Origin of the sequence: Fodinicola feengrottensis, from assembly GCF_039530045.1 — a bacterium.
GTDB lineage: Bacteria > Actinomycetota > Actinomycetes > Mycobacteriales > HKI-0501 > Fodinicola > Fodinicola feengrottensis.
The window spans coordinates 1-26,804 of the sequence record NZ_BAAANY010000012.1 but is presented as its reverse complement, the minus strand read 5'-3'; the positions used below and the strand labels follow the sequence as shown (position 1 = coordinate 26,804).

22 protein-coding genes and 1 riboswitch are annotated in these 26,804 nt (G+C 67.8%); of the genes, 15 read left to right on the top strand and 7 right to left on the bottom strand.

What is annotated here, in order from left to right; translation table 11 throughout:
- From ABD301_RS18290 to ABD301_RS18280, 3 genes are all read right to left on the bottom strand, one after another.
- Positions 1–1,482, bottom strand: a complete 1,482-nt coding sequence (locus ABD301_RS18290) for a serine hydrolase (RefSeq protein ID WP_344311462.1) — start codon at positions 1,480–1,482, stop codon at positions 1–3.
- Positions 1,483–1,559: 77 nt separating this feature from the next.
- On the bottom strand, positions 1,560–3,044 hold the full coding sequence (locus ABD301_RS18285; RefSeq protein WP_344311460.1) for a serine hydrolase: 1,485 nt from the start codon (positions 3,042–3,044) through the stop codon (positions 1,560–1,562).
- A gap of 24 nt (positions 3,045–3,068) precedes the next feature.
- The gene (locus ABD301_RS18280) at positions 3,069–4,526 is read right to left on the bottom strand and encodes a serine hydrolase (RefSeq protein ID WP_344311459.1); all 1,458 of its coding nucleotides are present in this window, start codon (positions 4,524–4,526) and stop codon (positions 3,069–3,071) included.
- 451 nt (positions 4,527–4,977) lie between these two features.
- Here ABD301_RS18280 and pheS point away from each other — a divergent pair, with 451 nt between their 5' ends.
- The 4 genes from pheS (at position 4,978) to ABD301_RS18260 (ending at position 10,713) form a co-directional block, all read left to right on the top strand.
- Positions 4,978–6,045, top strand: coding sequence for a phenylalanine--tRNA ligase subunit alpha (gene pheS, locus ABD301_RS18275; protein ID WP_344311458.1), 1,068 nt, complete (start codon positions 4,978–4,980; stop codon positions 6,043–6,045).
- Entirely contained in the window at positions 6,045–8,531 is a 2,487-nt protein-coding gene (pheT, locus tag ABD301_RS18270; protein WP_344311456.1) for a phenylalanine--tRNA ligase subunit beta, read from the top strand. The genes pheS and pheT overlap by 1 nt, the downstream gene beginning before the upstream one ends.
- A gap of 634 nt (positions 8,532–9,165) precedes the next feature.
- Positions 9,166–10,398, top strand: coding sequence for an Nramp family divalent metal transporter (locus tag ABD301_RS18265; protein WP_344311455.1), 1,233 nt, complete (start codon positions 9,166–9,168; stop codon positions 10,396–10,398).
- A gap of 132 nt (positions 10,399–10,530) precedes the next feature.
- Entirely contained in the window at positions 10,531–10,713 is a 183-nt protein-coding gene (locus ABD301_RS18260) for a BldC family transcriptional regulator (protein WP_163571906.1), read from the top strand.
- A gap of 111 nt (positions 10,714–10,824) precedes the next feature.
- On the opposite strand, the gene ABD301_RS18255 is transcribed toward ABD301_RS18260, so the two are convergent.
- The gene (locus tag ABD301_RS18255) at positions 10,825–12,042 is read right to left on the bottom strand and encodes a M20 family metallopeptidase (protein ID WP_344311454.1); all 1,218 of its coding nucleotides are present in this window, start codon (positions 12,040–12,042) and stop codon (positions 10,825–10,827) included.
- Between the two features lie 185 nt (positions 12,043–12,227).
- Here ABD301_RS18255 and argC point away from each other — a divergent pair, with 185 nt between their 5' ends.
- The 7 genes from argC to argH all read left to right on the top strand — a co-directional run bounded on the left by argC (position 12,228) and on the right by argH (position 19,371).
- Positions 12,228–13,244, top strand: a complete 1,017-nt coding sequence (argC, locus tag ABD301_RS18250; RefSeq protein ID WP_344311453.1) for an N-acetyl-gamma-glutamyl-phosphate reductase — start codon at positions 12,228–12,230, stop codon at positions 13,242–13,244.
- A complete protein-coding gene (argJ, locus tag ABD301_RS18245) occupies positions 13,241–14,392 on the top strand; it encodes a bifunctional glutamate N-acetyltransferase/amino-acid acetyltransferase ArgJ (protein WP_344311452.1) in 1,152 nt (383 codons plus the stop codon). Before argC ends, argJ begins: the two co-directional genes overlap by 4 nt.
- Positions 14,389–15,282, top strand: a complete 894-nt coding sequence (argB, locus tag ABD301_RS18240; protein WP_344311450.1) for an acetylglutamate kinase — start codon at positions 14,389–14,391, stop codon at positions 15,280–15,282. The genes argJ and argB overlap by 4 nt, the downstream gene beginning before the upstream one ends.
- Entirely contained in the window at positions 15,279–16,445 is a 1,167-nt protein-coding gene (locus ABD301_RS18235) for an acetylornithine transaminase (protein ID WP_344311449.1), read from the top strand. Before argB ends, ABD301_RS18235 begins: the two co-directional genes overlap by 4 nt.
- Complete coding sequence (gene argF, locus ABD301_RS18230; protein WP_163571909.1) at positions 16,442–17,362, top strand: ornithine carbamoyltransferase; 921 nt, start codon at positions 16,442–16,444, stop codon at positions 17,360–17,362. Before ABD301_RS18235 ends, argF begins: the two co-directional genes overlap by 4 nt.
- Positions 17,359–17,859, top strand: coding sequence for an arginine repressor (locus ABD301_RS18225; protein ID WP_344311447.1), 501 nt, complete (start codon positions 17,359–17,361; stop codon positions 17,857–17,859). The genes argF and ABD301_RS18225 overlap by 4 nt, the downstream gene beginning before the upstream one ends.
- Before the next feature lie 99 nt (positions 17,860–17,958).
- The gene (gene argH, locus ABD301_RS18220; protein ID WP_344311445.1) at positions 17,959–19,371 is read left to right on the top strand and encodes an argininosuccinate lyase; all 1,413 of its coding nucleotides are present in this window, start codon (positions 17,959–17,961) and stop codon (positions 19,369–19,371) included.
- Between the two features lie 14 nt (positions 19,372–19,385).
- Here argH and ABD301_RS18215 read toward each other — a convergent pair whose 3' ends face one another.
- The 3 genes from ABD301_RS18215 to thiE form a co-directional block, all read right to left on the bottom strand.
- The gene (locus tag ABD301_RS18215; RefSeq protein WP_344311444.1) at positions 19,386–19,826 is read right to left on the bottom strand and encodes a pyridoxamine 5'-phosphate oxidase family protein; all 441 of its coding nucleotides are present in this window, start codon (positions 19,824–19,826) and stop codon (positions 19,386–19,388) included.
- A gap of 66 nt (positions 19,827–19,892) precedes the next feature.
- A complete protein-coding gene (locus ABD301_RS18210) occupies positions 19,893–22,235 on the bottom strand; it encodes a helicase-associated domain-containing protein (protein ID WP_344311443.1) in 2,343 nt (780 codons plus the stop codon).
- A gap of 7 nt (positions 22,236–22,242) precedes the next feature.
- Positions 22,243–22,899 (bottom strand): thiamine phosphate synthase, encoded by a 657-nt coding sequence (thiE, locus tag ABD301_RS18205; protein WP_344311442.1) that lies wholly within the window; start codon positions 22,897–22,899, stop codon positions 22,243–22,245.
- Positions 22,900–22,935: 36 nt separating this feature from the next.
- Positions 22,936–23,048, top strand: a riboswitch (TPP riboswitch).
- On the opposite strand from thiE, the gene thiO reads away from it, so the two are divergent.
- The 4 genes from thiO (at position 23,039) to ABD301_RS18185 (ending at position 25,852) form a co-directional block, all read left to right on the top strand.
- A complete protein-coding gene (gene thiO / locus ABD301_RS18200; protein ID WP_344311440.1) occupies positions 23,039–24,145 on the top strand; it encodes a glycine oxidase ThiO in 1,107 nt (368 codons plus the stop codon). It overlaps the preceding riboswitch by 10 nt.
- Complete coding sequence (thiS, locus tag ABD301_RS18195; protein ID WP_344311439.1) at positions 24,142–24,342, top strand: sulfur carrier protein ThiS; 201 nt, start codon at positions 24,142–24,144, stop codon at positions 24,340–24,342. Before thiO ends, thiS begins: the two co-directional genes overlap by 4 nt.
- Before the next feature lie 3 nt (positions 24,343–24,345).
- Positions 24,346–25,101, top strand: a complete 756-nt coding sequence (gene thiG, locus ABD301_RS18190; RefSeq protein WP_163571913.1) for a thiazole synthase — start codon at positions 24,346–24,348, stop codon at positions 25,099–25,101.
- A gap of 127 nt (positions 25,102–25,228) precedes the next feature.
- Positions 25,229–25,852, top strand: coding sequence for a DNA-3-methyladenine glycosylase (locus ABD301_RS18185; protein WP_344311438.1), 624 nt, complete (start codon positions 25,229–25,231; stop codon positions 25,850–25,852).
- Positions 25,853–26,804 lie beyond the last annotated feature (952 nt).

Sequence of the window (26,804 nt, the reverse complement as noted above, 5' to 3'; positions counted from 1 at the left end):
TCAGCTGTTGTGGTGGCCGGCCACGATGCCGTCGATCGCCTTACCCAGCAGGCCGTACTTCTGCGAGTACTGCACCGGATAGATGCCGGTCGGGTCGGCCGGCCGGTTCGGGTCCACGTACCGGTAGCCGAGGTTGCAGTTGACCACGACGATGTAGTTGTGGCCGTTCTTGCCGGGCAGTGACTGGACGATGCCAGCGTCGTTGCCGGAGGTGTCGGCGAGCCCGGTCTTGTGGGCGAAACTCACCTGGGCGTTGGTCTGGCAGGGGCGTACGTCCTGGCCGTAAACGCGGCCATCGGCGGTCACCGTGCCGTCGGTCGGGTTGACCCAGCGGTCCGCGATCTTCTGCGCGATGCCTGGCGCCGGGTACGCCCGGCCGCACCAGTTGGTGGTCGACAGCACCTGGTTGAGGCCCTGGTCGGCGATCTCCTGGTGGAAGTACGCACGAGACGCGTCACTGAGCACGTCCTTGGTGACCGGTTTGCCGTTCGGCGCGGTCCAGAGCGGGCCGGGGCTGCTGTTCAGGATCATCAGCAGTTTGGCGGTGTCCAGCGAGCTCATGATGTTGTCGACCCAGCGGCCGCCGTCGGCCGGCCGCTCGCCCTTGATCTGCAGCATCGGCAGACCCATGTCGACGAACTGCTGGTCGAGCGGAGTCACCGCGTCCTTCTGCATGAGCAGCTTGGTGAGCGCACACGCGGACTCGTTCTTGGAGACGGTGATCATCTCGTCGAAGAACTGCCGGATCGGCTTGGTGGCCTTCCCGCCGCATGCGCTGCCGGCCGGCTCTCCGGTCGGGTCGTACGCGTACGTGTCGTCCAGATTGAGCTGGCCCTTGTCGACCAGCTGCATGACGCCGAAACCAACCATCAGCTTGAAAACCGAGGCCGGATAGGGCGCCATGAAGTCGATCGGCGCGTTCTCCCGGCCGGGGATCGCGTCGATCGTGCCCTGGCCGCCGTTGCTGTCCCAGGTGTCGTCGTCCCAGGCCCGGTAGCGCACCTGGTCGGTGGAGAGGTTGCCGTCCAGCGGAACGATCTTGCCCTTCGGATACTGCGGGCTCATCACCACGTCGGCCGCCGAGATCGCGTGCCCGCTGGCGTCGAGCTCGATCACCGCCGCGTCCAGATTGGGGTTCTGGTGGATCGGGGTGGGCGTCGTGGTGGCGGCGAGCGACTTCAGCCGCTTCGCGATCTGCGCGACCGGCGGCTCCATGCCGTCTTTTTCCGCCGCGTTCGGCGCGAACCGCTTCGCCGCGGTCGAGCCGGGCGGGATGGTGTCCAGCACGTTCGCGAAGTCCTGCTGGTTGATCGCTGCCTGCAACTGGCCGGCGAGGCGGGCGCTGCGCCAGCCGTTGCCGCCGTCGGTGTCCGCCGAGGCCGAGCCGGTGGCGGCGACGATCACCGCACCGGCCGCGATGCCGGCGACCGCGACCGCCGCGGCACCGGCGTACCAACGCTTGGGGCGTCGGTGTGACTTCATCTGTCCTCCTGAAGGGAATTACTGGCTAAAAAGACCCCGGAGACGCCAGGTCGGCATCTCCGGGGTCAGGAACTTTGTCAGCCGTTGTGGTGCCTGGTGACGAACTGGTCGATCGCCTTGCCGAGCAGGCCGTACTTCTCGGTGTACTGCACCGGGTAGATGCCCGGCGGGTCGGCGGTCCGGTTGGTGTCGATGTAGCGGTCGCCGAGGTTGCTGTTAACGACCACGATGAAGTGCCGGCCGGCCTTGCCGGGCAGCGAGGTGACGATGCCGGCGTCGTTCCCGGCGGTGGTGTCCAGCCCGGTCTTGTGCGCGAAGGTCACCTGGGCGGTCGCCTGGCACGGGCGTACGTCCTGGCCGTACACGCGGCCGTCGACGGTCATGGTGCCGTCGGCCGGGTTGATCCAGCGGTCCGCCACCTTCTGCGGCAGGCCCTGCGCCGGGTACGCCCGGCCGCACCAGTTGGTGGTCGACAGCAGCTGGTTGAGCCCCTGGTCACCGAGTTCCTTCAGATAGAACGCCCGAGAACTGTCGGTCAGCAGCGCCTTGGTGACCGCGGTGCCGTTCGGTGCGGTCCACAGCTTGCCACCGGCGCCGTTGATGATCATCAGCAGCTTCGCGGTGTCCAGCGAACTCATCACGTTGGCGCCCCAGTGCCCGCCGTCAACCGCCCGGACGCCGTTGATCTGCAGCATCGGCAGGCCGAGGTCGACGAACTCCTGGTTCAGCGTGGTCAGGTAGTTCTTCTGGATGAGCAGCTTGGTCATCGCGCAAGCCGACTCGTTCTTGGAGACGGTGATCATCTCGTCGAAGAACTGCCGGATCGGCTTGGTGACATTCAGGCCGCACGCGGTGTTCGGCGCGCCGGTCCGGTCGTACGCGTAATCGTCGTCCAGGTTGAGCTGGCCCTTGTCGACCAGCTGCATGATCCCGAAGCCGACCATCAGCTTGAAGACCGATGCCGGATACGGCGACATGAAGTCGATCGGGGCGTTCTCCCGGCCGGGAATGGCGTCGGTGGTGCCCAAGCCGCCGTTGTTGTCCCAGGTGTCGTCGTCCCACGTACGGTAACGGACCTGGTCAGTGGCCATGTTCTTGTCCAGCGGGACGACCTTGCCGGTCGGGTACTGCGGGCTCAGCAGCACGTTGGCGGCCGAGACCGCGTGGCCTTGGTGGTCCAGCTCGATGACCGCCGCGTCCACGTTCGGGGTCTGGTGGATCTGCGGCGACGCGGCCGGCGAGGCGGCCGCGAAAGCCTTCAGCCGCTGTGCGACCTGGGCGACGGACGGCTCCATGCCGTCCTTTTCGGCCGCGCTGGGGGCGAACCGCTTGGCCGCCGCCGACCCCGGCGGGGTGGTGTCCAGCACGTTGCCGAAGTTCTGCTTGATGATGGCGGCCTTCAGCTCCACGGCGAGGCGGGCGCTGCGCCAGCCGTTGCCGCCGTCCGAGTCCGCCGAGGCCTGACCTCCCACGCCGACGACCACGAGGGCGCCGGCGACGACCGCCGCCGTACCCACCGCGAAACCGGCATACCAAGGCAGCCGGCGTCGATGCGATTTCATGTGTTCTCCTCGTTGAGAAAGGGTTTAGCTGTTGTGGTGGTTGGTCACGAGTTGATCGATGGCCTTGCCGAGCAGGCCGAACTTCTCGGTGTAAACGACCGGGTAGATACCGGGCGGGTCGGCCGGGCGGTTCACGTCGATGTAGCGGGTGCCCAGGTTCGTGTGCACCACCACGATGAAATGACGCGAGGCCTTGCCAGGAAGGTTCTGCACGATGCCGGCATCCTGGCCGGACGTGTCCACGAAGCCGGTCTTGTGTGCATATGTCACCTGCGCGGCGGCGTTGCATGGGCGTACGTCCTGTCCGTACACGCGTCCGTCCGCGGTCACCGTGCCGTTTGTCGGGTTCACCCAGCGATCGGCCAGCTTCGCCGGGATGCCCGGCGCCGGGTACGCACGTCCACACCAGACCGTGGTCGACAAGACCTGGCTGAGCGCGTTCTGCCCCAGCTCGGACAGGAAGAACTGCCGGGAGCTGTCGGTCAGCAGCGCCTTGGTGACCGGGGAGCCGTTCGGGGCGGTCCAGAGCCGGCCGGCCGCGCCGTTGAGGATCATCAGCAGTTTCGCGGTGTCCAGCGAGTTCATGTTCGACCCGCCCCAGGTGCCGCCGTTCTGCGGGTTCGTGCCGACCAGCCGCAAATACGGCAGGCCGAGGTCGACGAACTGCTGGTTGAGGCCGCTGACCGCGTTGTGGTCCCACAGCAGCTTGATCAGCGCGCAGGTCGACTCGTTCTTGGAGACGGTGATCATCTCGTCGAAGAACTGCCGGATCGGCTTGGTGACGTTCGTGCCGCAGGCCGAGCCAGTGGTGCCGGCACGGACGTACGAATACGGGTCGTCCAGCTTGATCTCACCCTTGTCGACCAGCTGCATCACGCCGAAGCCGACCATCAGCTTGAGCACCGACGCCGGATAGGGGGACATGAAGTCGATCGGAGCGTGCTGGTTCTCCCCGGCGATGACGTCGTCGGTGCCCCTGCCGCCGTTGGCGTCCCACTGGGTGTCGTCCCAGAACCGCCAGCGGACCTGGTCGGTGGACAGGTTCGCGTCCAGCGGCACGATCCGGCCGTTCGGATACTGCGGGCTCTGCAACACGTTCGCGGCCGAGAGCGCGTGGCCGTCGGCGGCGAGCTCGATCACCGTGGCGTCCACGTTGGGGGTCTGGTGGATCGGCTGCGGGGTGGTCGCGGCGGCCTTCAGCGTACGAGCCTGCAGTCGCTGTTGGGTCGGCGTCGGCTCGTACCCCTGGTCGGACATCGCGGCCAGCCGGCTGGCGGCCGCGCTGCCCGGCGGCTCGGTGTCGAGCACGTTCTTGAAATTCTGCTGCGCTATCGCGTGCTGTAGTTCCACCGCGAGCCGTGCGCTGCGCCAGCCGTCCAACCCGGCGCCACCGCTGGGGGCGGCCTGCGCAGGGGCGGTGGCCCCACCGAGCAGCAGCGCACCGGCCGCCACTACGGCAAAGGCGCGCCTGGACATCGTCATTTAGCTACCTCGTTTTTGTTTAACAGACTCACGGTTTGCCTTGGCTGGTTGCATTGTTAAGGAGAAATGACAAAAGTCATTTTGTGTTCGGTAGGTGACGGATAGTAAATAGCGGGCGATCATACATTTACAACGTTATAGCAGGTGGTCGAGGGGCTTCTATGGCGGTTCGGTCGATGGGTTATTGGTTCGAGATCTTTTTTTTGGCGCTAAACCCGATGGGTTTCGGGGTGTCCGGTGCTGACCGCGTCCCGCTGCCCAGCGGCCGCGATGGTAAAATCGTCACCATGGTGCGTGATCGTCGATTTCCGCGGCCCGCTGGGGCCGCGATCGACGCCTGCTCGGCGACTGTCTGAGCAGTCCTCGCCGGCCTCGCGGGCCGCGGCCAAGCCGTGCGGACGTCGTCCATAGACTCTGCTGCTGAGAGTCCGCCCACGGAAGCGATCATGTGATGTCAGGTGCCAACGATCCCTACGATCCCAAACAGGTCGCCGCGCTCAGCCCGGACGCCCTGACCGCGGCCGCCGAGGCGGCCGAGAAGGCCTTTGCGGCCGCCGCGGACCTTGACGAGCTGACGGCCCTGCGCCCCGCGCATTTCGGCGACCGATCGCCGGTGTCGCTGGCCCGTCGAGAGATCGGCGCATTGCCGCCGCAGGCCAAGAAAGATGCCGGCCAGCGAGTGAATGTGGCCCGGCAAGCCGTCCAAGCCGCGTACGACAGCCGCCGTGCGCAGTTGACTGCCGAGCGCGAGGCCCACGTACTGCGAGAAGAAACAGTGGACGTGACGTTGCCCGGCGGCCGCCGGCCGGTCGGTGCCCGGCACCCGGTCACCAGCGTCGCCGAGCTGATCGCGGACACGTTCGTGGCGATGGGGTATGAGGTCGCCGAGGGACCGGAGGCCGAGACGGAGTGGTTCAACTTCGACGGCCTGAACTTCAAGCGGGACCACCCGGCCCGCAGCATGCAGGACACGCTTTTCCTTGACCCGCCGGAAAACGGCATCGTCCTGCGGACCCACACCTCACCCGGACAGCTGCGCTCGCTGCTGTCCCGGGAGCTGCCGGTCTACGTGGTGGTGCCCGGCCGCACTTATCGAGACGACGAGTACGACGCCACCCACCTGCCGGTGTTCGCGCAGGTCGAGGGGCTGGCGGTGGACCGCGGTCTGTCGATGGCGCACCTGCGCGGGACGCTGGACCGGTTCGCCAGCGCGCTGTTCGGCTCAGCCGCGAAGACCCGGCTGCGGCCGCACTTCTTCCCGTTCACCGAGCCCAGCGCGGAGGTCGACGTGTGGTTCCCGCTGGCCAAGGGCGGCCCGCGGTGGATCGAGTGGGGCGGCTGCGGGATGGTGCATCCCAATGTCCTGCGGGCCGCCGGCATCGACCCGGACGAGTATTCGGGTTTCGCGTTCGGCATGGGCATCGACCGGACGATCATGTTCCGGCACGGCGTGGAGGACCTGCGCGAGTTCGCCGAGGGCGACCTGCGGTTCACCCAGCACTTCGGAGTGGAGGCGTAATGCGGGTCCCGTTGTCGTGGCTCGTCGAAGCGGTGCCGGCGCTGGCTGGCCGGCCGGCCACCGAGGTGGTCGACCTGCTCGAGCGGATCGGTGTTGAGGTCGACGAGATCGTCAGCACCGGCCCGGCGGACGTGGCCGGCCTGGTGGTCGGCGAGGTGCTGAGTTTCGAGGTGCTGGAAGGTTTCAAGAAGCCGATCCGGTGGGCCCAGCTGCGGGTATCCACAAAGGACAGTGACGACGCAGTACGCGGAATCGTGTGTGGCGCGCAGAACTTCGCCGCCCAGGACCGCGTCGTGGTGGCCCTGCCGGGATCGATGCTGCCCGGCGGTTTCGCTATCACCGCACGGAAAACGTACGGCAAGACCTCGGACGGGATGATCTGCTCGGCCCGCGAGCTCGGGCTGGGCGACGACCACACCGGGATTATGGTGCTGCCGCCGGAAACCGAGATCGGCGCCGACGCGGTGGAACTGCTGGGACTGCACGACGACGTGCTTGTCACCGAGCCGACTCCCGACCGCGGTTACCAACTTTCGGTGCGTGGCCTTGGACGTGAACTCGCGGCCGTGCTGGACGAGGATTTCGCCGACCCGGGTGACATTGAATTGCCGGCCGGTGCGGAGCCGGCTTTCTCGGTGCGCATCGAGGATCCGCTGGGCTGCGATCGGTTCAGCTACCGGGTGCTGCGCGGCTTCGACCCGGCCGCGCCGAGTCCATTGTGGATGCGGGCTCGGCTGTCGAAAGCGGGCGTACGCCCGATTTCCCTCGCGGTCGACGTGACGAACTACGTCATGCTGCAGACCGGCCAGCCCATGCACGCGTACGACCTGGACAAGCTCGCGAGTCCGATCGTGGTGCGCCGGGCGGCGGCCGGCGAGTCGATGGTCACGCTCGACGACGTCAAGCGGGACTTCCTGGGCGATGAGGACCTGCTGATCACCGATGCCGAGCGCATCCAGGGCCTCGCCGGCGTGATGGGCGGCGCGTACAGCGAGATCAGCGCCGCGACCACCGACGTGCTGCTGGAGGCGGCGCACTTCGACTCGGTCACGATCAGCCGGGCGATCCGCCGGCACGCGCTGCTGTCCGAGGCTGGCCGGCGGTTCGAGCGCGGGGTGGACCCGGCGATGGGTCCGGTCGCGATCGCCCTGGCCAGCGAGCTGCTGACGACTTATGGCGGCGCCCACGCCGAGGGTGGCATCGGCAGTGTCGGTTCGCCCACACCGTTGCCCGCGGTCGAGATCGACCCAGCCGGGGTGTCCCGGCTGGTCGGCGTGGACTACGACACGGCCACCGTCGCCCGGCGGCTCAGCCAGGTCGGATGCGCGGTCGCCGAGTCCGCTGGCCTGCTCACCGTGACCCCCCCGACCTGGCGGGCCGATCTGATCGAGCTCGCCGACCTGGCCGAAGAGGTGGCCCGGATCGACGGCTATGACCGGATCGAGCCGGTGCTGCCGGCCGCGCCGGCCGGCCGTGGCCTGACCCGCCGGCAGCGTCGCCGCCGTGCGGTGTCGCGCTCGCTCGCGTACGGCGGATATGTCGAGGTGCCGTCGTTCCCGTTCCAGTCCGCGGAGGTGCTCGACGGCCTGCGCGTACCGGCTGACGACGAGCGCCGCCGGTTGGTACGGATGGCCAATCCGCTGTCCGCCGACCAGTCCTACCTGCGGTCGAGCCTGCTGCCGGGGTTGTTGGCCACGGTCGTACGCAACGTTGGCCGCGGGCTCGGGGACGTGTCGGCGTACGAATGCGGCCTGACCTTCACCGAGCCGGTCGGTGGCCGCCAGCCGGCCCCGGTGCTGCCCGGCGCTCGCCGGCCGACCGCGCAGGAGCTGGCCGCGCAGGACGCGGCGCTGCCGATCCAGCGGGAGCACGTGGCGGTCGCGGCCGCCGGTGCGGTCGAACCGGCCGGCTGGTGGGGCAAGGGTCGGGAGTTTTCGTGGACGGACGTCATGGATGCGGTCCGCGTGATCGCCTCGGCCGCCGAGGTCGATATCACCGTTTCGGCCGCCGAGCAGTCGCCGTGGCACCCGGGCCGGTGCGCCGCGATCAGTGTCGACGGGCAGGTGGTCGGCTATGCCGGCGAACTGCACCCGGCGGTGTGCGAGGCGCTGGAGCTGCCCCGCCGGACGGTGGCCGCCGAGCTCGACCTGACGTCGATCCTGGACGCCGGTGAGCCGGACCCGTCCGCGCCGAAGGTGTCCGGCTACCCGCCGGCCACCCAGGACGTGGCGCTGACCGTGCCGTCGACCGCGCCGGCCGCCGAGGTCGAGGCGGCACTGCGGGACGGCGCGGGGGAGTTGCTCGAGGACGTGCGGCTCTTCGATGTCTACGTGGGCGAGCAGCTCGGCGAGGGCCGCAAGAGTTTGGCGTACAAGCTCCGCTTCCGCGCTCCCGACCGCACCCTCACCGTCGAGGAAGCGACCGCCGCCCGCCAGGCCGCCGTCGCCGAGGCCAGCCGCCGCTGCGGAGCGGTCCTGCGCGGTTAGCCCCTTGTCCGATTGTCACCGCGCCATCCCGAAACCGCAGCTCACCGGGGTGGCGCGGTGACAATCGGATTCCGATTGCGTCAACGCTGTTCAGGAGCGGCTCGTCTCTTGCGCCTGCCCCTATATGGGGCCTGTGGGATCAGTGTGGCTCCTGGGCTGCCAAGCCCGCGGTATTCACACCGAACGCTGCACAAAGTCCCGCACTCGGCGTTGAGTGCGGGATAAAGTCCCGCACTCGGCGAAGCCGCCCGGCAAGCCAAGCCGCCCGGCAGCCGAGCCGCCAGCCAGTGCCCTGTTGAACGCGCGCTTATCTCGCGCGCGCGTTACTTACGTAATAAAAACCCGCCACCCGCCCCCCACCCTTCTGAAAGGGCGGGGGCTCAAAATTTCACGACGGTACGACAGTTTCGCGCCGCACCCTATGTAGAGTGCTGCCGCTGCGGCGCAGCAGCCCGAGCACGGAGCAGCGGGTTAGCCGCCACGGCCGTACGCCGACACCATCGGCGGGCCCGGCCGGTCACGACCATGGTGAGATGCCAGGTTCGTTTTTCCTGTTCTCGATCCGCCGTTGGGACGAACATCGGCGAAGATGGGGTACGAACCATCGGGACGGATGAGGCGGTAGGAACAGGGAATGCTGCAGAAGGTACGGCCCACGATGGCACGGATGGTCGCCTCGTCCGCGCTGCTGGGGCCGGCGTTCGTGGCCGCGGTCGCGTACGTCGACCCGGGCAATGTGGCGACCAACGTGTCGGCCGGCGCGCGGTACGGCTACCTACTGGTCTGGGTCATCGTGGTGGCGAACCTGATGGCCGGCCTGCTGCAGTACCTGTCAGCCAAGCTCGGCCTGGTCACCGGCCAGTCGCTGCCGGAGGTGGTACGGGACCGAATGAACCGGCCGGCCCGAGTGGCGTACTGGCTGCAGGCCGAGGTGGTGGCCGCGGCGACCGACCTGGCCGAGGTGATCGGTGGCGCGATCGCGCTGAACCTGCTGTTCCATCTGCCGCTGCTGGTCGGCGGAGTGATCACCGGGGCGGTGTCGCTGGGCTTGCTGGCGGTGCAGAGCCAGCGCGGCCAGCGACCGTTCGAGCGGGTGATTTCCGGCCTGTTGCTGGTGATCGCCGTCGGGTTCGTGGCCGGCCTGTTTTGGTCACCGCCGTCGGTGAGTGGAGTCGTGGGCGGGCTGGTGCCGGCTTTCGACGGCCCGCCGAGCGTCCTGCTGGCCGCGGGCATGCTGGGTGCGACCGTCATGCCGCACGCGATCTACCTGCATTCGGCGCTCGCCCGGGACCGGCATGGTCAGGTGTCCGGCGAGACCCGCAAGCGACTGCTGTCGGCGACCCGCTGGGACGTGGTGCTGGCGATGTTGCTGGCTGGCACGGTCAACCTGGGCATGGTGTTGCTGGCCGCTTCCGCGCTGCGCGGCCGCTCTCACGTGGACACGCTGCAGGGTGCCCACGCGGCCATCGGTCAGGTGCTGGGCGCGCCGGTCGCGCTGCTTTTCGCGGTGGGGCTGCTGGCCTCGGGCCTCGCGTCGACGTCAGTGGGGTGTTACGCCGGCGCCGTGATCATGCAGGGGCTGCTCCGCCGGAAGATCCCGCTGATGATCCGGCGGGTTGTCACTTTGCTGCCCGCGCTGGTCATCCTGGGCATCGGCGTCGACCCGACGTGGGCGCTGATCATCTCCCAGGTGGTGTTGTCCTTCGGGATCCCGTTCGTGATGATTCCGCTGGTCGTGCTGACCTCCCGCCGGGCGATCATGGGCGCGTCGGCCAACGCGCGTACGACGGTGGTCATCGCCAGCCTGATCGCGGCGGCCGTGATTGTCCTCAACCTCACCCTTATTTGGCTGACCGTCCTCTCGTAGTCACCCGACAAACCTGGGGTGGGTCCCGTACGCAGCTGGTCAAGTCACCGGCCGGTGTCGGTCCCGACCTCGGTTCGACTGCGCATTAGGCGAGGGACGAAAAAGCCGGGATCCTTGGAGTGGAGGTGTTGGATGGATTCCGAAAGGCTACTCACGCCCGCCGAGGTCGCGGTCCTTTTCCGGGTGGACCCCCGCACAGTCAGACGATGGGCGATCGCGGGTCGACTCCCGAGTGTCCGGACTCTTGGAGGACACCATCGTTTTGCCGAAGCGGACGTAGAGGCCTGCTTCGCCTGGGGCAGCGGTCGCTCGTGACGGCGCCTCAAATCTGCGATGATAATGATCGATTAGGTGCTGGGCATTCGTTCGTACGGGCGCGCACTCGCGAGAATGTTCGACTGCGCAACAGATCTGGCCGTCGGCGAGCTAGCGCAGTTTCGGACTCATGAGCATCAGCAAAGACTCGTGGTAGATGGCTTGGACAGCGGGAACCGAGTCTATTCGGAATCGTTCGTCAGTGGCGTGCAGACCGGCGTGGACGACGCCGAATCCCGCGGTGGCTGGGATGCCGAGTTCGGCGAGGTAGTTTCCGATGTTGGAAGGTCCAGCGATCTTTGGTCGGACCCGAATACCGTGACCGGCGGCGGACGCGATGATCGTCGCGCGCAGCGGCGACTCCTTGTCAAGTGCGTAGGCGGGCCAATGCAGAAGTAGTTGAACGCGCGTCGCAGGTGTGGCGGTCCAGTCTTTGTCGACGCTGGCGACGATCTCGGCGATGTGTTGTGTCGCGGCTTCGTCGTCGAAGGTTGGAGTCGTGCGAATGTCGACGTTCAGGTGGCACAAGTCGGGTGTGATGCTGAAACCTTGACCGCCCGAGATCGCGGTGACGGTAATTTTCGCTTCGGGTGGAAAATGTGTCGTCCCCGTCGCGGGAATTGGTGTGGCCCGAAGACGACGGATGAGGTCGGCTGCTTTGTCGACCGCATTGGGGGTGCCCACGCGGCCACCCGAGTGGGACGCCACGCCGTGTACGTCGATCTGGAGCCGATGGACGCCTCGCCCACCGATGACCAACGCGTCCAGGCCCGGATAGCCGATCATCACCCCGTCCGGGCGGACCGCGTTGCCTTGTGAACCCTCGAAAAATGCCTTGGCGCCAGCGAATCCGCCGGTGTGTTCGTCCAGATCGAAGAGCAGGCTAAGGGTCCCGTGGAGTCGATGGCGGGCGGCCTGAAGGCGCACCGCGAGGTGACAGAAAATGGCGATGGCGACCTTGGAGTCGCTGCTGCCACGGCCGTACATCCAGCCGTTTTGGATGACGGCGGAAGTGGGCGAATGGGCCCAGGCGGACTCGTCGCCGAACGGTGCGGTGTCCAGGCAGGCGTCCAGAACCCAGTGTGACCCGGCCGCGCCGCTGATCTGGGCGGTGACGGCCACGGCGTTGCCCGCGGTGTCGCGAAGGACCGCGGCCGGGAGGCCGTGGCTGGCCATCCAGGTCATGAGGTAGTCGACAATCGGCTCGTACGAGTCGATACGGCTGCGGCTGGGAATCCGCACAAGGCTACGGGTCAAAGCCAGAACGGATTCGCGGTCATCGTGTGCGCCGGCGCGTACGGCCATCCGGTCGACACCTCGGACGCTCACCCTTGTCCCTCTCTTGATCCGTGTGAGTACGGTATCTGACTTCGGTGCTGCGGAGTCGCCGAACCCAAGTCCGTTTCATCCGCCGTTTCGTCACAGTCAGCGAGAGAGGAGTGCGACCGTACGAGCAATGAGATTGCATGAATATGCGGTCTAGTGCATAGTCGTACGGGAGGGCGAGAGGAGACATGGTGGGCATACAGGTGGCGGTGGCCGGTGCCAGCGGGTACGCGGGCGGCGAGCTGCTGCGTCTGCTGGCGGGCCATCCGGAGCTGGAAGTCGTCGCGGCGACCGCGTACGAGCAGGCCGGCAAGCGGGTCGGGGAGGTGCACCCGCAGCTGGTCACTCTCGCGGACCTGGTGCTGCAGCCGACCAACGTGGACGTGCTCGGCGCCGCGGACCTGGTGTTTCTCGCGCTGCCGCACGGACAGTCGGCCGCGCTGGCCGCGCAACTGCCGGAACAGACCGCGATAGTGGACCTTGGCGCCGATTTTCGGCTGGCCGACGCCGATGCGTGGCAGCGTTATTACGGCGGTGAGCACGCCGGCACCTGGACGTACGGGCTGCCGGAACTGCCGGGCCAGCGATCGGCGATCGCCGCGTCCAAGAGGATCGCCAACACCGGTTGTTACGCGGTGGCAACGATTCTCGCGCTGGCGCCGCTCATCGCCGCCGGCATCGCGTCGCCGCAGGACGTGGTGGTCGTAGCCGCTTCCGGCACCTCGGGCGCCGGCCGGTCGGCCAAGGCGCGCCTGCTCGGCAGTGAGGTGATGGGGGACCTTTCGCCGTACAAAGTGGGTGCCCATCAGCACGTGCCGGAGATCAAGCAGGCCAGCAGAGCGAAAACCCTGTCTCTCACGCCGCTGCTCGCCCCGATGCCTCGTGGCCTGCTGTCCACGGTGACGGCGCAACCGACCAAAAACGTGACAGCCGCGGACGTACGCGAAGTTTTGCAGGACGCGTACGGAACCGAGCCGTTCGTGCATGTCCTGCCCGAAGGCCAGATGCCGCACACCGCGGCGACTTTTGGTAGCAACTCGGCTCATTTGCAGGGCACGGTGGACATCGACTCCGGCCGGATCATCGTGGTCAGCGCGATCGACAACCTGGGCAAGGGCGCCGCCGGCCAGGCGGTGCAGGATGCGAACATCGTTCTCGGGCTGGCCGAGACGGCCGGCCTGCCGATCAACGGGGTGGCTCCGTGAGTGTGACCTATCCGGCCGGATTTCGGGCTGCTGGCGTTACCGCCGGGTTGAAGGACAGCGGCAACAAAGATGTTGCTCTCGTCGTCAACGACGGCCCGTTCGACGCGGCCGCGGCGGTTTTCACCAGCAACCGCTGCAAAGCCAACCCGGTGTTGTGGAGCGAGCAGGCGATCCGGGACGGGCATCTGCGGGCTGTCGTCCTCAACTCCGGCGGTGCCAATTGTTACACCGGCGCCACCGGTTTTGAGACCACCCACGCGACCGCGGAACTGGTGGGCGAGCTGATCGGCTCCGGCGCGGTCGACGTGCTGGTCTGCTCGACTGGTCTGATCGGCGTCCATTTCCAGCGTGACCGGCTGCTGGCTGGCGTACGCGAGGCGTCGGACAAACTTTCCAGCGATGGTGGGAATGACGCCGCCGAGGCGATCATGACGACCGACACCCACGCCAAGCAGTCGCTCGTACGCCGGGATGGCTGGAGTGTCGGCGGCATGGCGAAAGGCGCTGGAATGCTGGCGCCGGCGCTGGCGACCATGCTGGTGGTGATCACCACGGACGCGAAGGCCGACAGCGCGACCTGCGACCAGGCGCTGCGGTCCGCGACCGCGGCAACCTTCGACCGGCTCGACTCCGACGGCTGTCAGTCCACAAACGACACTGTCACTTTGTTGGCATCCGGTGCGTCCGGTATCGAGGTGGATGTGGTCGAGCTGACCTCAGCGGTCACCGCGGTCTGCCAGGATCTTGCGATGCAGTTGATGGGCGATGCCGAAGGATCGGCGCATGACATCACCATCGAGGTGGTCGACGCGGCTTCGGAGGCGGACGCTCTGGAAGTCGGCCGCGCGGTCGCCCGCAGCTCACTCTTCAAATGCGCGATTTATGGCGAGGACCCGAACTGGGGTCGGGTGCTGGCCGCGGCTGGTACGACCAAGGCGACTTTTGAGCCGCACCAACTGGATGTGGCGATCAACGGCGTCCAGGTGTGTACGGGCGGCGAGCCGGACGAGTCTCCGGAGAAGGTCGTTTTTCAAGGCAGGGCTGTGCATGTGAAGGTGGCCCTGCACGCGGGTACGCGGAGCGGCACGATCTGGACGAACGATCTCACCGAGGCGTACGTCCACGAGAATTCGGCGTATTCGACGTGAGCGCCACTATTCCGGCGCACGCCGTCGACGCGGTCGCCAAGGCGCGTACGCTTATCGAGGCTTTGCCATGGTTGCAACGGTTTTACGGCAAGGTCGTGGTGATCAAGTACGGCGGTCACGTGATGACCGATCGGCCGTTGACCGAGGCTTTCGCGCAGGACCTGGTGTTCCTGCGGTCCGCCGGCATCCGGCCGGTGGTGGTGCACGGCGGCGGCCCGCAGATTTCGTCGATGCTGCACCGGCTGGGCATCGACAGTGAGTTCCGCGGCGGCCTGCGGGTGACCACTGCGGAAACCCTGGAAATCGTCCGGATGGTGCTGGTCGGGCAGGTCGGCCGTGAACTGGTGAACACTCTCAACGCGCACGGTCCGCTGGCGGTGGGGATGTCCGGTGAAGACGGCCGGCTGCTGACGGCGACTCGCAGATCCGCGTACGTGAACGGCGAAGCGGTCGATGTCGGCCTGGTCGGCGATGTCGAGTCGGTGAACCCGGACGCGGTGACGGACCTGATCCAAGCCGGCCGGATCCCGGTGATATCCACCGTGGCCCCAGATGTCGACGGTCAGGTGCACAACCTGAACGCGGACACGGCGGCGGCCGCCCTGGCGATCGCGCTGGGCGCCGAGCGGCTCGTCGTGCTCACCGATGTCGAGGGCCTGTACCGAAACTGGCCGGACCGCGACTCGTTGGTGAGCCGGATCAACGCCAACGACCTGGAAAAACTGCTGCCCACATTGGACAGTGGCATGGTGCCGAAAATGGAGGCCTGCCTGCGGGCCGTCCAGGGCGGCTGCTCCGGTGCGCACGTGATCGACGGCCGGCTGCCGCATTCGGTGCTCTTGGAAATCTTCACCCCGGAGGGGATCGGAACGATGGTGGACCCGTCATGAGCCTTCTCGACCAGTTTGAGTCGTCGATCATGAACACGTACGGCCGTCCCCGCGCCGCCCTCGTCCGAGGCGACGGCGCGGTGGTCACCGACGAGACCGGCAAGTCCTATGTGGACATGTTTGGCGGCATCGCGGTGAACGCGCTCGGCCACGGCCATCCGGCGGTGGTCAAGGCGGTCAGCGACCAGATCGCGACGCTCGCGCACACGTCGAATTTCTTCGCTACCCCACCGGTGGTGAAGCTGGCCGAGCGGCTGCTGGCGCTGACTGGCCGCGACGGCAAGGTGTATTTCGGCAATTCCGGAACCGAGGCCGTCGAGGCCGCGATCAAGATCTCCCGGTTGACCGGTCGTACGCATCTGGTCGCCACCGTGGACGCGTTCCACGGCCGTACGATGGGCGCGCTCTCGCTGACCGGACAGCCCGCGAAGACCACGCCTTTCGCGCCTTTGCTGCCAACTGTCACGCACGTGCCTTTCGGTGACGTGGAAGCGCTGCGCGCGGCCGTCACCGACGAGACCGCGATGGTCATCGTCGAGCCGGTGCTCGGTGAGGCCGGCGTTATTCCGTCACCGCCCGGATATCTGGCCGCGGCTCGGCAGATCACCGCGGACAGTGGCGCCCTGCTGACGATCGACGAGATCCAGACTGGCATCGGGCGTACGGGCGGCTGGTTCGCCTATCAGGCCGAGGGAATCGAACCCGACCTGGTGACGGTGGCCAAGGCGCTCGGCGGTGGCCTGCCGATCGGCGTCTGCCTCGCTTTTGGCCCGGCTGCTGAGCTTTTGACGCCTGGCAAGCACGGTACGACGTTCGGCGGCAATCCGATCTGCTGCGCGGCCGCGTTGGCCACCCTTGATGTCATCGAGTCCGAAGGGTTGCTGGACCGGGCAAAGACGCTGGGGGAGCGGATCGTCAGCGGCATCGAAGGTCTTGACCATCGGAAAATCGCGAAGGTCCGCAGCGCCGGGATGCTCATCGGCGTGGTCACTGTCGACCCGATCGCGGCGCGGCTTCAGGAGGAGCTGCAGGAAAGCGGCTATCTCGTCAACGCGACCTGCGCTGACGTGATCCGGCTGGCGCCACCGCTGATCCTGACCGATGAGCAGGCCGACGGGTTTGTGGCCGCCTTGCCGACCGCGCTGGACAGGGCCGGCCAGTGACCCGGCATTTCCTGCGAGACGATGACCTGAGCCCGGCCGAGCAGGCCGAGGTGCTGGACCTCGCCGCCGCGATGAAAGCCGACCGCTACGGCCAAAAACCGCTCGATGGACCGCGGTCGGTGGCAGTGATTTTCGAGAAGCCTTCGACGCGTACGCGACTTTCTTTCGACGTGGGCATTTCCGAGCTGGGCGGCCATGCGGTGGTCGTGGACGCGCAGAATTCGCAGCTGGGACGCGGCGAAACCATCGCTGACACCGCGAAAGTGCTCTCAGAATACGTGTCCGCGATTGTTATCCGGACTTTCGGCGACGACCGGATCGCCGAGCTGGCGAGCGCGGCGAGCGTACCCGTCGTCAACGCCCTGACCGACGGCTTTCACCCGTGCCAGCTGCTGGCGGATTTGCTGACCGTACGGGAGAAGTTCGGTCGTACGGCCGGCCTGACCCTGACTTATCTCGGCGATGCGGCGAACAACATGGCGCATTCCTATTTGCTCGCCGGCGCGACGGCTGGCATGCACGTACGAGTGTGTGGCCCGGACGGTTTTGACCCGGCGCCGGAGATTGTCGAGCGGGCCGCGACCATCGCCAAGGAAACCGGCGGGTCGGTCGCGGTCGTACCTGATCCGGCCGAGGCGGCGAACGGCGCGGACGTGCTCGCCACCGACACGTGGACCTCGATGGGCCAGGAGGAAGACGGCGTCGACCGGCACCGGCCCTTCCGTCCGTACACAGTGGACAGTGCCGCGGTCGGGCGGGCAGCCGAGAATGTGGTGGTTCTGCATTGTCTGCCGGCCCATCGTGGTGATGAGATCACCGATGAGGTGATGGACGGCGAGCACAGCGCGGTCTGGCAGCAGGCCGGAAACCGGCTGCACGTGCAGAAAGCGCTGCTTACCTGGCTGCTGTCGAGATGACTTCGGCCGCGCCACCCACAAAAACCGCCCGGCACGCCCGAATCTCGGAGCTGGTGCGTACGCGTGCGGTGAAATCGCAGACCGAGCTGGTCGGATTGCTGGCGGAGCACGGAATGTCGGTCACCCAGGCCACGCTTTCCCGTGACCTGGAGGAACTCGGCGCGGTCAAACTGCGCGGCGCGGACGGCGAGCCGTCGGTCTACGTCATTCCCGACGAGGGTGAAGGCCCGCTGCGCCCTTCGGTGGACGCGCCGGCGAGGATGGTGCGGGTGCTCGAGGAGCTGCTGACCTCCGCCGAAGCCAACGGCAACCTGGTCGTCCTGCGTACGCCGCCCGGCGCCGCCCAATATGTCGCCTCGGCGCTGGACCGCTCCGGCCTTTCCGACATCCTCGGCACCATCGCCGGCGACGACACGATCCTGGTCATCGCCCGCGCTTCCGACGGCGGCGAGGATCTCGCCTCTCGTCTTCGCCGCTGGGCCCACCGAGAACCCTGAGCCGGTCTTGTGGACACAGCAACAAAAACTTCAAGTTCGTGAAGGGGTAACGCAGTGCAATCGCAGGCCGCCGAAGTGGCTCCCGTAGGGTCGCAAGACGTGACGACGCAGCAACCCACCCGACTCTGGGGCGGCCGGTTCGCCGGCGGCCCGGCCGACGCGCTGGCGAAACTGTCGGTGTCGGTGCAGTTCGACTGGCGGCTGGCGCCGTACGACATCGCCGGCTCCCGCGCCCACGCGAAGGTGCTGTCCCGCGCCGGGCTGCTGACCAACGACGAGCTCGGGTCGATGCTTGCCGCGCTCGACGACCTCGAAGCGGCCTGCGCGTCCGGCGAGTTCAAGCCGACCATCGACGACGAGGACGTGCACACCGCGCTGGAGCGCGGCCTGATCGAGCGGCTCGGCACGCTCGGCGGAAAGTTGCGCGCCGGGCGTTCCCGGAACGACCAGATCGCCACCCAGTTCCGGATGTACTGCCGGGATCACGCGCGGATCGTCGGGCGGCTGTTCGCCGAGCTGTCCGAGGCGCTCTGCGACCAGGCTGAGCTGCACATGGGCGTGGCGCTGCCAGGGCGTACGCATCTGCAACACGCTCAGCCGGTGCTCCTGTCGCACCACCTGCTCGCGCACGTCCAGGCCTTCAGCCGGGACGCGTCGCGGCTGCGCGACTGGGACGGTCGTACGGCGTACTCGCCTTATGGATCCGGCGCGCTGGCCGGTTCCTCACTCGGCCTCGACCCGGCGTTCGTGGCCGCCGAGCTGGGCTTCGACGGCCCGGTGGCGAACTCGATCGACGGCACCGCGTCCCGGGACTTCGCCGCTGAGCTGGCCTTCGTGCTCGCGATGGCGGGCGTGAACCTGTCCAGGATCGCCGAGGAGATCGTGCTCTGGACGACCGCCGAGTTCTTCTACGCGGTGCTGGACGACGCGTACGCGACCGGGTCGTCGATCATGCCGCAGAAGAAAAACCCGGACATCGCCGAGCTCGCGCGCGGCAAGACAGGTCGGCTGGTGGGCAACCTCAGCGGCCTGCTGACCACGCTCAAGGGCCTGCCGCTCGCTTACAACCGGGACCTCCAGGAGGACAAGGAGCCGGTCTTCGATTCCTTGGAAACGCTGGAAACCGTGCTGCCGGCCTTTATCGGCATGATGTCGACAATCCGCTTCAACACCGAGCGGATGGCCGAGACCGCGCCGCTGGGTTTCACCCTCGCCACCGACATCGCGGAGTGGCTGGTCCGCCAGGGCGTGCCTTTCCGGGAGGCGCACGAGGTCGCCGGCGCCTGCGTCCAGGCGTGTGAGACTCGCGACATCGGGCTGTCCGACCTGACCGACGCCGACCTGGCGGCCATCTCGGCGCACCTCACTCCGGCCGTACGCGCTGTCCTCAGCGTCTCCGGCTCCATCGCCTCCCGGAACGCCGTAGGCGGCACCGCGCCTGATCGCGTACGGGAACAACTGGCGGACGCTCGTAAGGACGTGGCCCTCCAGCGCGCCTGGGCCGGCCGGTAGTTAGGGCGTGTCTCCTAATCGCGGTCGACTCTTCGGAGTCCGGCGGCGGGTGTCCACCACTCGACCACGAGCAGCGTGGCCGTTTCGTTGAGGTGGGTGTGGACGACTTCGGCGATGTCGGCGTGGAAGCTGTCGTCGTCCGGTCCGGCGGCGATCGCCCGCCCGGCGATTTTCGCCTCGCCCGGCCACTGCGCCTCGGCGCCCTCGACCGGGTCGACGGTGCTGCTGTGCAGCGCGAACCGCGGATCCCGGCGCAGGTCCGCGCCCTTGCGCGCCTTCGGCATCGAGCCGAAACCCAGCTCTCCGGCTTCGAAGACCGTCTCGATGCCGGAGATCCGCGGCGACCCGTCGGCACGCAGGGTCGCGATCGTCTTGTGTTTGTGAGCGTCGAACAGCGCTCGTACGCGCCGCGCGAACTCCGGCTCCGCCGCTTCCACGTCCCGCCACGCCGTCATGTGTTCATCGTCGCACCGAGCACCGACAGAACATGACCCCCACTGAAAGGCCGGGTCTGACGGAAATCAGTCGGTGACGGGTTCGACGGACAGGATCCGGCTGAGGGTGAAGGCGCGGTCGTCTTCGCGGAGCCGGCAATATGCGTGCAGGACCGCGCCGTCGAGTTCGATCTGCTCGATCACCCGGCGGCTGTGGCCGCCGTTCTGGGTGACGTAGTCGATGCTGACCGGCCGCTGCTCGTCGATCGCGTCGGCGAGGATCCGCAGGTCGCTGTCGCTCAGCCGGCGAGCCTGCGGGCGGAGCAGGTTCGTGGTGTTCGACGGCGGGGTCAGCGCCGCGTCGTGGTCCGAGCTGGCCAGCAGCAGCCGAGCCAGTTCGGCCGGATCGGTCGTCCGGGACACCGTCGCGGTCCGGCGCTTCCCGGCTGGATCGGCACGGTGGTGCACGACACGTTCCAGCATCGGTACGCCGTCGGCGGACTCGGCGACCGGCGCGAAACCGGCCGTACGCAGCGCATCCAGCGTCTCGGCGAGCGGTCGCGGGCTGGCTACCACGGTCGGCGCGAGCGTCCATAACCCAAGAGCGCGTAACCGCCGGTCCGCCACGATTTCGGTCAGCAGCGCGGCATCTTCCGAGCGCAGGCAGCAAGCCACCTCGACCGCGCGGATGCCTCCGTGGGTACGACCGACATCGCGGATCAAGTAGCCCAGCGGCTGCGGCAGCGAACCGCTCGCGGCCGCCTCCAGATCGCCGAGCAGGTCCTCCAGCGGATAGCCGGAGTCGAGCGCGCGCCGGACGCTCGCCGGGGAGAACCGCCAGGTCGACGCGGTGCCGCGAGTCTCCCGATCGGCCACCAGATCCAGCAACGCCCGCAGCTGAGCGCTCGGGGTGCCGCTCACCACGGCGGTTAGGTCGGTCTGCAGTCGTACGGTGTGCTCGGTCTCACCGACGCCGTCGAAGGCCTTGCGTAGTCCGTCCTGATCCTCGGCCAGCAACGCGAGACCGGCCGGGCTGACCGCCTCCGCGCCGATCACCCCGAGGAGAACCGCTTCCTGCCAGGTCGCCCACCCGTCGTCCGAGGTGAGGTCGTCCGGCCAACAGGCCGGCGCGGCCCAGAACCCGGCGGTGACCGCTCTCTCGCCGTTGACCGCCTCCCCAGTGGCCGCAGCGACCCGCAGGATGTTCCGGCGCAAAGGCGAAATGTCCAGGTCAGGGTGGGTGACCTTGTCAGGGGACGCCGGCGCGGGCAGGGTCCACCAGGTCGACAGCAGGTTCGCCAGCTGGTCGGCCGGGTCCAGCAGCCGCCAGTCGTCGTACGCCTCGGTGGGCGACAGCGCCTTGTCGGTCACGGCCAGCAACTCAGCGCTCAGGGCCAGTCGTACGACGGCGTTGACCTCCGCGGCGGTGGCTTCGACAGTCTTCGCGACCCGGCGTCGTTCTTGTACGTTCAGCCTCCCGCTCTTCAGCGACGGGATCGGCTTGCGACCGGCCTGGTCGAGGATTTCGGTGACCAACCGCAGGAATCGGCCGGCCGCCGCGAGCGAGTCCTGGGCGACCAGGGCAGGCTCGACCGGCCAGTGCTCGACCTCTGGCCGGCGCGGCTCGAAAGGCGCGGTGAAACCGCCGTCCCGCAACGCGAGCATGACCTCCGAGGGCATCACCAGCTCAGTGTTGTCCCACATGCTCACGAAAAGCAGGCCGCGGGCCACCGCCCAGTCCAGTGGCGACACGTTGTTTTTCGCTCGTACGGCTGGATAGTCGAACTTGCTGATGGCCTGACCGGTCTCGGCGGTTTCGGCCAGGATGGCCTGGATCTCGTCGTCGCCGTGCCCGACGATCGATCGCACCCGCTCCGGATCGCCGAGCGCGGCCAGCAGCGCGTCGACTATCTCGGCCTTCAGCCGCGGCCGGGGGATATTGAGGGCGAGCAACATCTTGCCGAGGGCGTCGACGGTCCGGTCCGGCAGCAGGTCGGCCAGCGGCGGGCCGAGACCGAGCGGGGGATCCCACGCCATCCGCGCCGCTGCTACCAGCCGCAAGGTCCCCACCGTCGCGCCGTGGTCGGCGACCAGCCGGGGCTGGTTGCCACCGGTGTCTTCGGTGACCAGTGCGTACGAGCGGAGGACGGCCAAGCAGCGCTGCAGGTCCTCGTCCCGGCTGCGGACACCCATCAGGTGCGCCAAGTCCTTCACCGACGGCTGGTCGCCAAGCGCGGCCAACGCCTCACACACCTGCAGGGTGGGCAGGTCGACCTGGTGCAGGGCACGAACGACCGAGCGGGGATTGTCCAGCCGGGCGCTGAGTTCCTGCAGCGATCGCGGCGCCGGCTCGGCGGTCACGTCCGGGCGCAGTGCGAGCAGATCGGTCAGGCCCTCGATTCCGAGCCGCCGCAGGGTCGCGGTGTCCACGTGGTTGTCAGCCCTCCTTACGCAGTCGGATGGCGAACCGCTCGGCGGCCGCACGTGGATCGTCGGCGTCGGTAATCGCTCGTACGACCACCACCCGGCGCGCGCCGGCGGCGATCACCTCGTCCAGCCGGTCCGCGTCGATGCCACCGATCGCGAACCACGGCCTCGCGGTGCCGCTGGCGGCCGTCTCCCGTACGAGATCGAGCCCGGCCGCTGGCCGCCCCGGCTTGGTCGGTGTGGTCCAGCACGGTCCGGTGCAGAAATAGTCGACGCCGGGCTCGGTCGCACCGGCTGCCGCCTGTGCTGGATCGTGTGTCGACCGGCCGATCACCACATCGTCGCCGACGATGCGGCGGGCCCAGGAAACCGGCAGGTCGTCCTGTCCGAGATGCAGGACATCGGCACTGGCCGCGAGCGCGACGTCGGCCCGGTCGTTGACCGCGAGCAGCGCGTTGTGGCGCTCACACGCCGCCGCCAGGACCTCCAGCGCCGCCAGTTCCTCTCGCGCTTCGAGCGGGCTCTTGTCTCTGAGCTGTACGACATCGACGCCACCAGCGAGCGCGGCGTCCACGAACGCGGCGAGATCGCCGCGCTCGCGGCGCGCGTCCGTACACAAATAGAGCCGGGCGTCGGCAAGGCGCCGCCGGGGATCGCGGTTCGGCATGCCCTCACCGTAGCGATCTCTCGGGTTAGAGTGAGAGCTGGTCCGCACGGGAGTCCGGGGTTATCCGGGCTGAGAGGAAGCGATCACCCGCTTCGACCGTCGAACCTGATCCGGGTCATGCCGGCGCAGGGAGCGTGGAATGCCGAGAACTGTGGTCGTGGTGGGCGGTGGTGTCATCGGCCTGTCCATTTGCTGGCGCGCGGTGGCCGCCGGCTGGTCGGTGACGTTGGTCGATCCGGCGCCCGCGTCGGGAGCCTCATACGTCGCCGGCGGGATGCTCGCGCCGATCACCGAGGCCTGGCCCGGCGAGGAGAGCCTGCTCGCGCTGGGCGTCGAGTCGGTGCGGCTCTGGCCGTCGTACGCGGCTGAGCTCGCAGCCGCTGCGGGCGTGTCGGCTGGGCTGCGAAAAGACGGCACGATCGTGGTCGCCGCCGACGGTTCCGATCGGGCCGAGCTGGATCGGCTCGCGTCCTATTTGGACAGTCTGGGCCGCCGTGTCGAGGTGCTGCGGGCGCGGGACGTACGAGTGCGGGAGCCGGCGATCGGTGGCCCGGTCCGTGGCGGTCTGGCGATGCCGGACGACTACTCCGTCGACAATCGACAACTGCTGGATGCCTTACGCAGAGCCATTTCTGGCGTTCCGCACGTCGCCGAGGCGGCTGCGGACGTACGCGCCGGCCGGGTTTTGTTGGCCAGCGGTCGAACGGTCGAGGCTGACGTGGTGGTCCTCGCCGCCGGCGCTTGGAGCGGGCAGATCTGTCGCCGGCTCAGCAAGGTGATTCGGCCGGTCAAAGGCGAAATCCTGCGATTGAGGGCTCGGGTCGGCGCGGTCGGGCCGCCGCGTCGGACGGTGCGAGCGCTGGTCGGTGGGCGGCACGTCTATCTCGTACCGCGGGACGACGGCGGACTGGTGCTGGGGGCCACTCAGTACGAGGCGGGTTTCGACACGACGGTGACCGTCGGCGGCGTGCGCGATCTGTTGGCCGACGCCGAGCGGGTGATGCCGGCGATTGGGGAGTACGAGCTGGTCGAATGCATCGCAGGGTTGCGACCCGGGTCGCCGGACAACCGGCCGCTGGTCGGCTGGCTGGAGCCGGGATTGGTGGTCGCGACCGGCCATCACCGCAACGGAATCCTGCTCGCGCCAGTCACCGCGGACCTGGTGGTCGCGACGCTGGCTGGCGCTGATCCACCGGATTCCTTACGGCCGGACCGGCATCTGTCGTCTGTGAAGGGGAGTCAATGAAAGCGCAGGTCAACGGGTCATTCCGAGAGCTCGCCGAGGGGGCCACGGTGGCTTCGGTGGTGGAGCTGTTGGGCATCGTGACCGGCGGCATCGCGGTGGCGTTGGACGACGCGGTGGTGCCGCGCTCGGAATGGGGCAGCACGCCCGTACTCGATGGCAGCCGCGTCGAGATCCTGACCGCCACACAGGGAGGGTGAGCGATGGACGATCCGCTGGTGATCGCTGCTCGGGAGTTCTCGTCGCGGCTGGTGATGGGTACGGGCGGCGCATCGAGTCTGGAGTCGCTGGAGCGCGCGCTCGTAGCCTCTGGGACGGAGTTGACGACGGTGGCGATGCGCCGCGCGGACGCCGTCGGCCAGACCGGGGTGTGGGAGTTGCTCGCCCGGTTGGGCATTGAGCCGCTGCCCAACACCGCGGGCTGTCGGACGGCAGCGGAGGCCGTGCTGACCGCTCGGCTCGCACGCGAGGCGCTGGGCACTTCGTGGGTGAAGCTGGAAGTCGTCGCGGACGACCAGACGCTGTTGCCGGATCCGCTGGAGTTGTTGGACGCGGCGGAACAGCTGGTCGAGGACGGTTTCACGGTCCTGCCGTACGCGAACGACGACCCGGTCCTCGCGTTGCGGCTCGAACAAGCCGGTTGCGCGGTGGTGATGCCGCTGGGCTCGCCGATCGGTACCGGACTAGGCATCCGGAACCCACACAACATCGAGCTCATCGTGGCCCGCGCCGGCGTCCCGGTGATCCTCGACGCCGGTGTCGGCACCGCTTCCGACGCCGCTCTCGCGATGGAACTCGGCTGCTCGGCCGTGCTCATGGCCACGGCCGTGACCAGGGCAGACGACCCCGAACGAATGGCCGTCGCGATGCGCCTGGCCACCGAAGCCGGCCGCCACGCGTACCGGGCCGGCCGCATCCCCAAACGTTTCTGGGCGCACGCATCCTCCCCCTCCCGCTAGCCCCTCCAACCCGGTGGGACGGGAATGTCGGTGGGAGGGTGGAGGCTCGAGTTCGGGGGCGGCACATTTTGGGCGGCATCATTCGGTGACGGTGCTGGTGCGGTAGTTGCTGACTAGAGGGAGTGGCGTGGCGAAGGATTTGGCGCGGGTGCTGGCGGGGGATCCGGTGACGGCGGCGAAGGCGTTGCTGGGGTGTTTCTTCAGCGCCAACGGGGTGACGCTTCGGTTGGTTGAGGTCGAGGCGTACGCGGGGATCGGTGAGGATCCGGGCTCGCATGCGCACCGCGGCCAGACCGCGCGGAACTCCTCGGTGTTCGGCAAACCCGGCACGTTGTACGTCTATTTCACGTATGGCATGCATTTTTGCGCGAATGTGGCATGCCGCCCAGCTGGCGTCGGATCGGCTGTTTTGTTCCGTGGCGGCGAGGTCGTGGATGGCGTCGAGATCGCCAGGGACCGCCGGCTGGGCGCGACGGACCGCGAGCTGGCTCGCGGGCCAGCTCGGTTGGCCAAGTGCCTGGACCTGACCAGGGACGCGGACGGCGTCGATCTGTTGGATCCCCAGTCGTCGGTACGCCTGCTGGCCGGCAAGTCCGTGCCACCGAAGCGGGTGCTCAGCGGCCCTCGCACGGGCGTGGCCGGGGAGGGCGCGGGCACACCCTGGCGCTTCTGGATCGACGGCGACCCGGCCGTGTCCCCGTACCGACCAGCAGTCAAACGCTCCCGACCTGCCCAAACGTCCACCGCCTAAGCAACCACAGGCTGTCAGTGGCTACCCGACCGTCCCAACAGTTCGACCAGTGAGGTGCGCAAACGTCCGGCGGCTACCTGCTCACGCCGGCGCCGGCAGGCCGGCACGACGCAGGGCGGTGGGGTGCAACGGCGACTCGGGTCTGACTGTCCGAGCAGTTCGTTCAGTGAGATGCGCGAAACGTCTGGCGGCTACCTGACCACGCGGGCGCCGGCAGGCCGGCACGACGCAGGGCGGTGGGGTGCCCCGTTCTCGGGGGCGCCCCGGCGACCTGGGTCCGACCGCCCAGCGGCAGGAACTGCCGCCAGAAGCACTGTGACCGGGGACACTCGGAGCGGATTTGACTCTGCTGTCCATCGAGCCGTAACTTTCTCTCTGCCAGCGAGGCACCGAACGAAAATCGAACGGCCCACTCGAAAGAGAAAGCCAGCCGACAGGTCGGATCGCTGGAGCCCAGGACCCCCCACGGCAGCGCCGAAAATCGCTGCGGTAGAGTACTGGGGGTGTAAGGCCAGAGGCGCACCGAACAGTGCGGCGGGCTTCCACTCGATGGAAGCGAGCCAGCCGGTCGGGCCACTGGAACTCAGAACCCCGCTCACAGCGCCGAAAATCGCTGCGATAAGGTCCTGAAGCGGTAAGGCCGGAGACACCGGAAAGTCGGAGTTTTCCCTATGGGGAAAGCAAAAGACGGACTCGGAGCCACTGGAACGGGGCCAGCCCCCCACTGAAGCGGAGAAAATCGCTGAGGTAAGGTTGAGAAGCAGCCGGAAGAACGGCCCAAAGGCCTGGAACCGGAAGCGGTTGTTCTTTGAGAACTCAACAGCGTGTTGGATTGTCAGTGCCAATGAACAATCCCGAGTGAGTCGCCAATATGGCGGCTGACAAGGATTTTTTTGGTATGAAAACAAGTGTCAGCTTGTTTGAATGCCAGGTTTCATCGACAGGGGCCTTC